This window comes from Microbulbifer okhotskensis (genome assembly GCF_023895975.1).
GTDB classification, from domain to species: Bacteria; Pseudomonadota; Gammaproteobacteria; order Pseudomonadales; family Cellvibrionaceae; genus Microbulbifer; species Microbulbifer okhotskensis.
Genome location: NZ_JALBWM010000125.1, coordinates 1 through 10,446, shown reverse-complemented (window position 1 = coordinate 10,446; position 10,446 = coordinate 1). Strand labels below are relative to the sequence as shown.

The 10,446-nt window shown below is 45.5% G+C and carries 8 protein-coding genes; 4 read left to right on the top strand and 4 right to left on the bottom strand.

Going from position 1 to position 10,446, the window contains the following annotated elements; genetic code table 11:
* Positions 1-69 precede the first annotated feature (69 nt).
* Complete coding sequence (locus MO867_RS18635; protein WP_256474173.1) at positions 70-687, top strand: DNA-3-methyladenine glycosylase I; 618 nt, start codon at positions 70-72, stop codon at positions 685-687.
* 81 nt (positions 688-768) lie between these two features.
* Here MO867_RS18635 and MO867_RS18630 read toward each other — a convergent pair whose 3' ends face one another.
* Entirely contained in the window at positions 769-1,557 is a 789-nt protein-coding gene (locus tag MO867_RS18630) for an SIMPL domain-containing protein (RefSeq protein WP_252471953.1), read from the bottom strand.
* Positions 1,558-1,995: 438 nt separating this feature from the next.
* Between MO867_RS18630 and MO867_RS18625 the strand changes: the two genes are divergently transcribed.
* Positions 1,996-4,185: a hypothetical protein gene (locus MO867_RS18625; protein ID WP_252471952.1), complete on the top strand. Its 2,190-nt coding sequence runs from the start codon at positions 1,996-1,998 to the stop codon at positions 4,183-4,185.
* A gap of 150 nt (positions 4,186-4,335) precedes the next feature.
* Here MO867_RS18625 and MO867_RS18620 read toward each other — a convergent pair whose 3' ends face one another.
* A complete protein-coding gene (locus MO867_RS18620) occupies positions 4,336-4,998 on the bottom strand; it encodes a class I SAM-dependent methyltransferase (protein ID WP_252471951.1) in 663 nt (220 codons plus the stop codon).
* Positions 4,999-5,803: 805 nt separating this feature from the next.
* Between MO867_RS18620 and MO867_RS18615 the strand changes: the two genes are divergently transcribed.
* Positions 5,804-7,021 carry a hypothetical protein gene (locus tag MO867_RS18615; RefSeq protein WP_252471950.1) on the top strand — a complete coding sequence of 406 codons (1,218 nt, stop codon included), beginning with the start codon at positions 5,804-5,806 and terminating at the stop codon, positions 7,019-7,021.
* Positions 7,022-7,109: 88 nt separating this feature from the next.
* On the opposite strand, the gene MO867_RS18610 is transcribed toward MO867_RS18615, so the two are convergent.
* Complete coding sequence (locus tag MO867_RS18610; protein ID WP_252471949.1) at positions 7,110-8,024, bottom strand: alpha/beta hydrolase; 915 nt, start codon at positions 8,022-8,024, stop codon at positions 7,110-7,112.
* Between the two features lie 74 nt (positions 8,025-8,098).
* Here MO867_RS18610 and MO867_RS18605 point away from each other — a divergent pair, with 74 nt between their 5' ends.
* Positions 8,099-8,629 (top strand): redoxin domain-containing protein, encoded by a 531-nt coding sequence (locus MO867_RS18605; protein WP_252471948.1) that lies wholly within the window; start codon positions 8,099-8,101, stop codon positions 8,627-8,629.
* Positions 8,630-8,829: 200 nt separating this feature from the next.
* On the opposite strand, the gene MO867_RS18600 is transcribed toward MO867_RS18605, so the two are convergent.
* Entirely contained in the window at positions 8,830-9,216 is a 387-nt protein-coding gene (locus MO867_RS18600; RefSeq protein WP_252471947.1) for a DUF2750 domain-containing protein, read from the bottom strand.
* Positions 9,217-10,446: the final 1,230 nt, after the last annotated feature.

The window sequence follows — 10,446 nt, the reverse complement described above, 5'->3', positions numbered from 1 at the left end:
TTAGACAAGATAATTACAGTCACGATTTAAGCTGATTTATATGGGACAGCCCTGGACCGGTTTGGTGGCTTGGATGGTCTTGAGTCCAGGCTCACCAGGCCAAAACCTGCGGAGCAAGTTAGGGATATAGCTGACAATCTATGGCTTTCTGTTGCTTCCAGAGCAGTTTTTCAGGCTGGATTCAGTTGGACAGTGGTGGGGAAGAAGTGGCCGGATATTGAGAAAATCTTTTATGGTTTTGATGTGTCATTTTGTCGTTGCTTACCTGAAGAGGTGCTGGATGACCTTATGCGCCAGGAGGGAATGATAAAGCACTGGACTAAAACACGATCGATTCAGAGAAATGCAGATTTTTTTTGGCGTCTGTCGAATGAATATGGGAGTTTAGGGGAGTATTTCGCAAGCTGGAATACTGCAAGATATGTAGAAAACCTTCAGTATTTACGTAAGGGTGGAGATAGGTTGGGAGGTAAGACGGCTCAAGTATTTTTACGCCGTCTGGGTGTGGATACCCTAATTTTTCCCAGCGATACGGTTCGCGCCCTTATTCGCGAGGGCGTTGTCGATAAGTCTCCGTCATCAAAGAAAGAGTGGGCTGCATTGCAGGGGGCTATCGAGATCTGGCAGTCCCAGTCTGGGCGTAGCCTAAATGAAATTAGTCAGGTTTTATCTTTTTCAGTCGGTTGATTGCTATTATCGGTGATAGGTAGGACTCTGTAGAGAGTCTTTACCTATGCATAGTTATCAACTAAACCGAAAACTGTAGATCTAATTGGTTTCGGATAGAGGCGTAACTTGAAATTCCACAGATAAAGAAGCTTCGTACTGAATTTCGTCGAAAGAAACCGGCGCTACTTCTGAGTAAGAATCTGAAAAACTCTTCTTGTAGCTATTTCCCCTTTTCCGAGCGGCGGTAATGATAACTTCTTCTATAGCTTCGGCTTCTTCTGTTCCACGGTATCCAACATTATGAGTGCGAATATCAATTGGGGTTAATTGGATTCCCAGAATCTTTTCATAATCCGCTTTTTGCGCCATAATTTTGGCTATGGCTTTGGATTGAACCTTCTTTGTATATTCAGGTTCTTCTGAATGTTGAAAAGAAGTGCTGACAATTTCTATTTCCTTATTTTGGTCAGTCAACTGGGCGATCGCCTGTAGCTGGCTTTCTCTGTCAATGGTTACTGCCACCCGGTTAATCACTTTATAGCTCGACGGATTCTTACCTAGCCAGCCGAATTGCGGAGAGGAGGAAAACTTTGAGTTTTTAATTCTGCTATTTTGAATGCCGGCTTTTACCAGGCTGCGGGTTAACTGCTCGCGCAGATTGCTATTGTTGGCAATAGCATTTGACAGCAGAGGATCCTCGGTAGTTACCATGACGTTGATGATCGCTTGGTCAGAGTAAGCGGTTTCTTTTGCATTGCCGTGGAGAGTGACCACTCGAGTTTGAGGGTGAATCAGGCCGCGCAGGTCTTGTGGGGTGCCGGTAATTTCAGGGGTGGCCTGAGAAAGGCCGGGAATAAGTAGGGAAACCATCAGGACCAGTCTTTTCATACTCTCACTTCCTTATTGAAAATAATACCTACCAGATAGCGGATTTGTGGGTTAGCTCAACGCTATGTAGCGGCGATAGGGTTGTTCACTATATCGTTTTTCCCAAGTCAGGGCGAATGGTGACGTTTTTTGTTAATGAGGAGTTGATTGTAGATATTACTGGCAAAAAGCGTCACCAAGAGGTAATCGTCGGCAAGGGTTTGTGATAAATGCTTTGCTGAAGAAAAGTTTATTGAATGTTTTGTTGGTGTATGGAGGCAGCCGCTTATCGGTACGGAGTAACCATTTATCGTCCCTCACGCCATAGTATACGCAGATCACAGACAATCGATTGCATAACTTTTAACTTCACACTCGTTCAAAGGTTGGTGGCACAAGCCGAACCTCTGGCAGCAATCAATAAAAAATATCTAAGCGATTACTAGTTGGGCAGAATTGATGGGTTTACTGATTAATAAGAAACTGTTGGCACTTTCACTGGCGGCGCTACTGGCCGCCTGCGGAGGTGGTGGAGGAAGCTCTTCCTCAGACTCGGACACATCTTCGACAGATAATGGAAGCGGCCAGGGAAGCAGCGGCGGCCAGGGCTCTTCTGATGACGATACGCCTATCTCGGATAATGTAGGTACAACGGTGACGGTGGGAGATGTCGAGGTCACTAATTTGGGTTTTGCATCGCTGACGGCTGTTGACCTGACTTTGCCCGAGGCTATGAATAATGCCCGGGAAGTCTATCAAATGGCTCATTACATTGCGCGAACTGATGGAGAGCAGGACCAAGAGGATATCGATATCCCGATTCGCAGTTATACCGCAACTTGTGCAACGGATACTGAAACGCCCAGGATGTTTGTCTCTACCAGTCTGTCTGAGGGATCAAGTGCGGCGGATACGACCTATGGATCGGTTTATGAGCTGCAGTATGATCCGAGTACTTCAAGTTTTGAACCAACAGGTAATGCGACTCTTTTACGACAGTGTTCTGAATCCCATGGAATCGCTGCCAGTGCCGATTGCTCTACGGTAGCGGTATTGTGTAATACGGACTATCAAGCCAGTGAGCGCTATGATGTCCAAGGTGATTTGGTTGAGCAATACGGATCAACCTGGATGAAAATGGAAGACAATATTGACACCATTGAATCACGAATTACCAATGAAATTGGTTTGCTGGTTGCCACCAATCATAGCAAGTATATCAACTTTTTTACGGGGCATGCGACGTTAACTTTTGATGATTTCCTGGCCGGTTTGGAGGCAACATTTCCGGATACTGATTTTGGTGATTCACCATCTTTCACCACCATAAAAGGCGCTGAAATGCAGGAGGAGATGGAATATATTATTTCCAATCTTTCCTCCGGCAATTATGATGACTTGCTGCAACATATTCGTGATGTAAGCTATAAATACAACGAGCAAATTTGGTTATTAGAGTGGGAAAATCAAACCCTGAGCGAAGTACCTGATGCTTATGTCGTCAATAAAATGCACGGTGGTACCCATCTGGGCGCTCAAGAGCTGAGCTATGTGGAAGAGGATAGTCAGGATCGCAGCAGCTATGGGTTTTCAGTCTCGGCGCGGGTATTCGATGGGTATGGAAATTCACACTATTCAGCTGGTCTGACGGTGATAGATCGGGATAACTGGTCTCTGGATATGAGCAGCTCAGATAATCGCGGCTGGTATTGGGCCTGTGGTGATGGCCACGTTGTGAATATCCGTTCTTTTTATAATCCGGATAGCGAGCTCTATGGTGCAATTTGCACCAGTGATTGGAATGACTGGATAGGTAGTACTCACGGGCAGCTGGGAACTATTGCTATTAAGATGGAAGCCTCCAGCTCCTCTACCGAGGGACGTTTTAATCACTTCGTTCCCTCAACTTCTGTAATGGTTTCCAATGGCGGTGGTCACACTGTGGTGCCGGTGGATGCGGATACCAACCTTTCATTGATTGTCGCGCCGAAATATATAGAAACTGCGGACATGGATCGATTTTTACAGGATGAAGTGGGTGTAGATTCCTCCGGCTCGGGCCCTTTTGATGAGGATTGTGCGGATTACGACAGCACAAACTGCTTTCTTTCTTATATGAGTTATAACTACTGGGAAGACGATGATAGCTTTCCAACGATTAGCCGACAGGGACTCTATTCTGGTGATGCTTTGGAACCCAACTCCTTAACCCGTATTGGGATCGCAAAAGTCAGTGCCAGTGGGAGTATGGAAGGACAGGGCTTTAACTGGGTGGTTGAAGATAATGATTGCCAGATTAGTGACCCACAGCTTGTCGATTTAAAGAATGGGCGCTATCTATTGGGTTACGCAAAATTCCAGTGTATCTCTGACAATCTATCTTTCGATCGTATTTATGCTAACCGCGGATCAAAGCGTTTGTTGGTGCCGAAAGCTTTTTATATCATGGAAATTGATGCAGATATGAATGTCCTCGAAGGGCCAATAGAGCTTCCCAATTATGGTTGGGGTGGACTGGATGAGCCCATGTACATGGGAGATGGTAAGGTTGCCTGGACCTATATCAAAAACCCCACTTATGACAGTTATGGCGGCGGCCAACAAAATGTCTGGCAGGCGATGATTTATCATTCTAATAGTGCGAATTAATCCTTTCTTGATTTAGTGACCGGCAATATTTATTGCCAGAGGTTGTTAGGGTGGGGGGATGTCCCCCACCCTTGCTGGCCGGATTATTTTCGATTTAGATTTGATCACAAGAAATAAAGTACCATTGAGCAGAGGGTGTCTTAGTTGGGTTTATTTCTTGGCAATTACAAAAACGGATTCTTTCCCAGGTTGCCATTCCTGATCAATGCTAAATCCCGTATCGGTTAACCTGCTCAGTAACTCCTGTTTACCAAAACGATGAACAAAGGGGGCTAACCCCAAAAATTGCATAACGGGAATTAAAAAACGCCAATTGATATTGTCAACCAGTACTGTGCTGGAAACAAAGATACCGTCTGGTTTTAGCAAATTGTAGACTCTGGAAATTGCGGCATCCATATCTTCTAACAGGTGCAATATGTTGAGTCCCAAGATGGCATCAAAGCTGCTTGGTTCAAATTCCAGTTTGTCTAGAGTTCCCTGCTGGAAAGTGATATTTTTAATAGATTCTTTTTTTGCCTTTTGCTCGGCGATATCCAGCATTTTACTTGATATGTCAGTGGCGATAATTTTTTTGACGAAGGGGGCATGGGTGATTGCTGTGCTGCCCGTACCACATCCGAATTCCAGTACAGACCAGTCCGGCTGGAAATACTCTTGTGTAATGGTCAGTTTCTTTTGATATGAGTCTATGTCTTTGATTGGGTTTTTTGCATACCGAGCTGCCGTATCATCCCAAAACGCTTGTGAATCTTTCATTTTCGTCTCTCTACTTTCGGTAAATTGAAAAGCTTTATTTATAGAGGTGGCCATATTATCGCCTATCCGAATAGTGGATACATAACGATGCTGGCTAAATACCTGTTGTTGCATAGATGTTTGTGTGTGTCATCTTTTGCTTTTGAGAAGAGCCCTAGATAAAACACTGTTATGTCCCTCTATAAGTATCTGGTAGCTGGCGGTACTCTGAATTGTTGATACTGCCGTCAGAAGAAAAGTAGCGAATAAACGCATTCCGGTAGCAATGCACATTTATAGCCGGTTAGCTGGTCTTATATAAGACATTTTTTAGTCTTGGCGTCAAAATGCTGCACAAGAGTTGCTATGCCTCGGATTGGTCATAAAGACTCTGGTAATAATGGTATGGTTGCTAGCTAATAAGAAGTGATGTGAGAAAGGCGCGTCCTGCCAGCGAAGTATTGGCATTCAGTCTCACTTGAAGCTGTCATCGAACATAGATGCGATTAACTGTATGTTGGCACTTACTTACATTGGTGGTTTGATGGGGCTTTTAGTAATCCCTCTTATATATGTCTATTTAGATTTCCTCGCGTGATGTCAGGTTTGTAACCCAAAGCCTCTGTCGGGATAAGTTACTGGTGCAGCTGTCTATTAAGGTTTGGTCTTAGGTCGTAAATATGCCTGTTCATGCCCAGCACATTTTGACTGGCCAGTCTGGCAGCTTGTCGCACTGATGACCTGTGTGGCGCTATTAGTCCTATTCTTGGCAGTCGGTAACCGGATACCTTTCGCAAGCCATAAAAACAGTCTCGGCAATATTAAAAAACAATTTGTAAAAATTGAGAACCAAGCCCGAGAAAAATAAAAGGACATCACAATGATACTATATAAGCGATTGGGTGCGAGTCTCTCCCTTCTATTGGCCGGGCTCTTGGGCTCTGCCTCTGCCAGTGCGGATAATTGCTATATCCTGGTTCACGGTCATGGTACCGAGGGGCATATCAAGCAGCGCACCAACTCTCAGGGTAACCTTGAGCAGCCGGCTTTGGACTACTGGAGTGAGGCTCACTTTGATCAGTACTCCGGCAGTGACTTTATTGAGCAGCTGCGTGTAAATGGTGGTAACTATGGCGTAGTGGGGTACGACTCTACTGATGAAGGTGAAATGCCCTATTGGCATGATGGAACTGCCGGCGAAATTTCTCGGCAGATCACCGCTATTCGCAGCGGTGAGGGCGATGGCTATGAGCACGATAACCAATGTGCCGCTGACGATACCTTCTGGGTAATTGCGCACAGCCAGGGCGCTACACAGATGATGTATATCGCTGGCAACGCCGTACCTGGTTCCCCTTATTATAACCGTGCCTATAACCAGTTTGATTCCAACACCGTGACAGAAAGCTCTAAGGTTTGTTCTGGCTCCTGGTTTTGGAAGAGCTGCAAAACAAAAACCGAAACGGTAAATGTTGCCGGTTTGGATGAAAATCATGCGGTTGAGGTGGATTTTGAATCCGCCATCAGTGGTGTTGCCGCGATCTTTACCACCGGTGGGGCAATCACTGGCACAGAGGGAGTTGATCGCCTGTGTAATGGCAGCTGGGTTGAAGATCTGATCAATGACTGGTTTATTGGCCGTGAGTGTGCAGCGGTACGTTACCTGCAAACTAATGATGTCTACGCGGTACGTAACTATGTAGGTACCAACCTGGCTGCACCGGTTTATACCATTGGTGGCTACGCCGGCTTCCCGGGTATTGAAAGTGCTAGCTCCCTTCTGCTGGGTGGTGAGGATGATGGTTATATCAACCTGGCTTCCCAGATGAACTGCTCTGGTTCTGCCAAGCGCAATCTGTGGTCTAACTTAAAGGAATACAAGACGTTCCTGGGTGTTGCTTACGGAAGCGCTATCTTCTCCTGTGACAACGATAGTAAGGGTACGGCGCGTTCCTATAATCTGGCTAGCATATATACCGATCACGATGCCGAGCGCAATGGTGGTATTTTAGCTCCCGATTACACTAATATTCCCGATGGCCTGAATTGTGGTGCTGGTAAAAACAGTGCTGGCCGGATTGCTGCTTGTACTGAATAAGCCGGTAGGTACGTAGAGTTTTGCAAAAGCCCGCTCGTTTTGAGCGGGCTTTTTTTATGGTTGGCGTAGAAACTGTTAGATTAATGCCTTAATGATCATCCGCTGATACCGCATTTTGTTCGGCTTCTCTGCGGGATAGGCTGATTTCCTGTTTAAATATCTCATTAATGCCAAAACGGTAACTGTCGGTGCTGTTTGCGGCATGAGTGCCTGCCGATATTGTTTTAAAGGCAATACGCCAGGGGTTATTTTTCTGTGATATCCAGTGGTCGTGCCATGTGAGCGCATCTTTACGAAGAGAGGGAATATCTTTAGAACCGCTGGTAACTGCCAATATCAGATCACTTCTAGTGGCGGGAGCAGGTGTGCCTTTGAAAAACTTCCTTTGTGGAAGGAAGGTGGGGTTACTGGCAATTAAGCCTTTAAATAGATCGGGTTTAGTAAAAGCACTGTAAAGCACAAAGTGGCCGCCTCGGCTTTGACCAAAAAGAATTCTCTGCTGTGGGTCCGCAGGATAGCGGCTTTCAATGACCGGTAGCAGTTCCTGTTCCAAAAAGCTGAGAAACTGTGCTGCACCACCCCTCTCTGGGTTACCGTTACTGTCGGGTAGGGAAAAATCGTAACTACGGCGATTGGTGTCGGGCTTAAATGAACCGTAGGCGATACCTACGATAATCGCCTCGGGTGCGTAATCGTCATAGTGCATAAATAGGTGGTTGGTTGCCAGAATCGGGAACAGGGAATCCCCATCAAGGAGGTAGATTACTGGGTAGAGCTGCTTTCCGTTCGGATCATAGTCTTCAGGAAGACGAGTATAAATATGATAAGGCCGCTCAATAATCACTGAATCCAGCCTAAAGTAGTCACCCTTTAGTGCTGGCAGAAATTCCAACGGATGGGATTGGTGGCCAGAAAATTTAGTGCTTACGGGGCTGTCCGGACAACCACTCAGCAATCCAGTTGCCAGCAGCGTTGATAGAAAGCGAATAAGGGGGTTTTTCATCGGGTCTCCTATACTAACGGGGGTAGATTCATTGGCTGACTGTATCTCTACCTATATTCTCAAGTGGGGTGGTGATGGGCAATACGAAACTGGCTGCGGGAATTGATTTCCCAATAATCGAAGTGTCAAGGCTGGGTGGAGGAAGGCTGGTTCTGGGAAAGCCTGAAGGGAGCTTTCCCTGGCAGATGGTGGTGGTCTATCGAGGTAAGCACTGCCCCCTCTGTACCAAATACTTACGTGCACTGAGTTTACTGCTACCCCGCTACCATGCCGAGGGTGTCGATGTGGTTGCAGTCTCTGCGGATACTGCCGAGAAAGCGGCGTTGCAAATGGAGAAGATTAAACCAGGATTCACGATCGGTTACGATTTATCGATACCGCAGATGCAGCAATTAGGGCTCTATATTTCAAAACCCCGCTCTCCGGAAGAAACTGATCGACCTTTTGCTGAGCCAGGTATTTTTGTGATCAATGAATCTGGCAGGTTACAAGTAGTCGATATTTCCAGTGCGCCTTTTGCACGACCAGATTTACAGACTTTGTTGGTGGGTATCGAATTTATTCGGAACCCTGACAACCGCTATCCTATCCGGGGGACCTACTAGGGGACTATTTTGTGGATGTTTTTCTGGTTAAAGGGTGGACAGATAGCGAGAGATTTTCTTTTAAATGTTTTCGATAAGATTGATTGGGGAAAATAGAAAAACAGGCATTGCGCCTGTCTTCTAAAGCTCTCTACTTGTGAGAAAACTGTCTTCTGTCGAATAAGCCGTTGTGGTGGTAGTTATGTTGTGAATTGGCGAATTCAAAAGTTATCCAGTTCTTCGCGCAGGTCACTTTCCAATTCCTCTGTGCCGGTAATCCACACACTTTTATCGGGTGCAGGAAATATACCGACTTCAATGCCGTCATTTTTCAGCCCGGGAAGCCACTTCTTTAAGAATTGGGGCAAGGGAATGCTTTTTGGTGTGAGTCCAGCTTCATTCTCAGCATAGGCTTTGGAAAATTCTGCGCTGGGCCATACCGGCAAATATTCGAAACCGCCGTCTTCATCGGTATGAATTTTCAGGAAGCAGTTTTGGTCATCAATCAATATCCAGATTTCCCTTTCTTCTCCAGTCATACTCAAGAAGTATTCGTAGCGGTCTTCACAGCTCAGGCTAATAATTTCTTTTAAATCAGGGGTGTTCATAGATAAATTCACATTCGCGGGTTTAAGGCAGGTGGATATTTGAAGGCCTGCTCAAGTAGGGCGATGTCGCTGTTACATCAGTCAACGCAGGGCATTATGCGTCAATGCCAGATGTTGTCCAAATAGTTTGAAGTTTGGCTGGCGTCAATGGTTTGAGGGCGGGGATGCTATAGAACTTAAATCTATGATGGGTAGGGGGAGTAAACCGAGGTGCTCTAAATAAAAAAAACGGGCACTAAGCCCGTTTTCAAAACTTCTCTTCCTGTGAGCGACTACTTTTTCCTTTTTAGTAATTCGCTAACCAGACGGCGCTGTGAATAACGTCATTCAGTGACTTTGAAATTACTGTAAAATCAATTAGTTACGTGTCTATCACACCATCAAGTGACTCTTAGATTGATAGCATCTGGCGACTCTGGTGTAGGAAAAGGACACTATCTGATTACTCAACCTGTATTGAAGCTCATCCATACGGAGTGGGGACGGCTTCTCATCTCGGTTGGCCACAGGAAGAGTTCATAAAACGGCAATTTCCTACATCTACTCCGATAGGTATGAAGCTGTAGCTAAGAAGGGGTAATACTCTCAATCAGAAGAGCAAGGTTTATAAGGTCGGTTGAGCGTATGTGACCAATTGGTCAGAAGGGGTCTCTTATATTCGTTCACTGTAAGCCTCACGTAGCCCATGGCGTTAGTATAGACAAAGATGCTTTGAAACCCTTGCAATCATCTTCTTCTATTCGGTTTATAGGCTCCATTAATTGCAGCTAAGGCACGCTGAGCTATGGTCAGCTAGTGCTGAGGGAGTTTGTGTAAGTCAGACGAACACGCTAACCATTAAAATCGAACTCTATCGCTCAATGCTAGCACTGAGCTTGGCTCACTAAATATTGATGATCTACCCCCTCGTCTTGTAGAACTGTTTAATGTTGTTACTGTGTTTTTGGCAATGTCTTAAAGGTTTCAAATCTGAGTGGCCGAGGCTGTTGTGAAGATCTGATAGAGGCTGCAGAAGGTGGTATCTTGGTCACAGTGGTGCCCAAAGTTGCTTAAATATAATTGAGATGTTTTATGTGTAGTAGTTCAGACATGATCTGGCAGAGCACCTCCTGAAAAATCGGTAACTGCCAGATCATGTCTGAACTACTACAAATTAACCTTCCCTCAGGAAAATTCGAGGGTGTAAATAATTCTGTGTAACCGCTCTTGCTAGTGGATTATTGGTAGTCG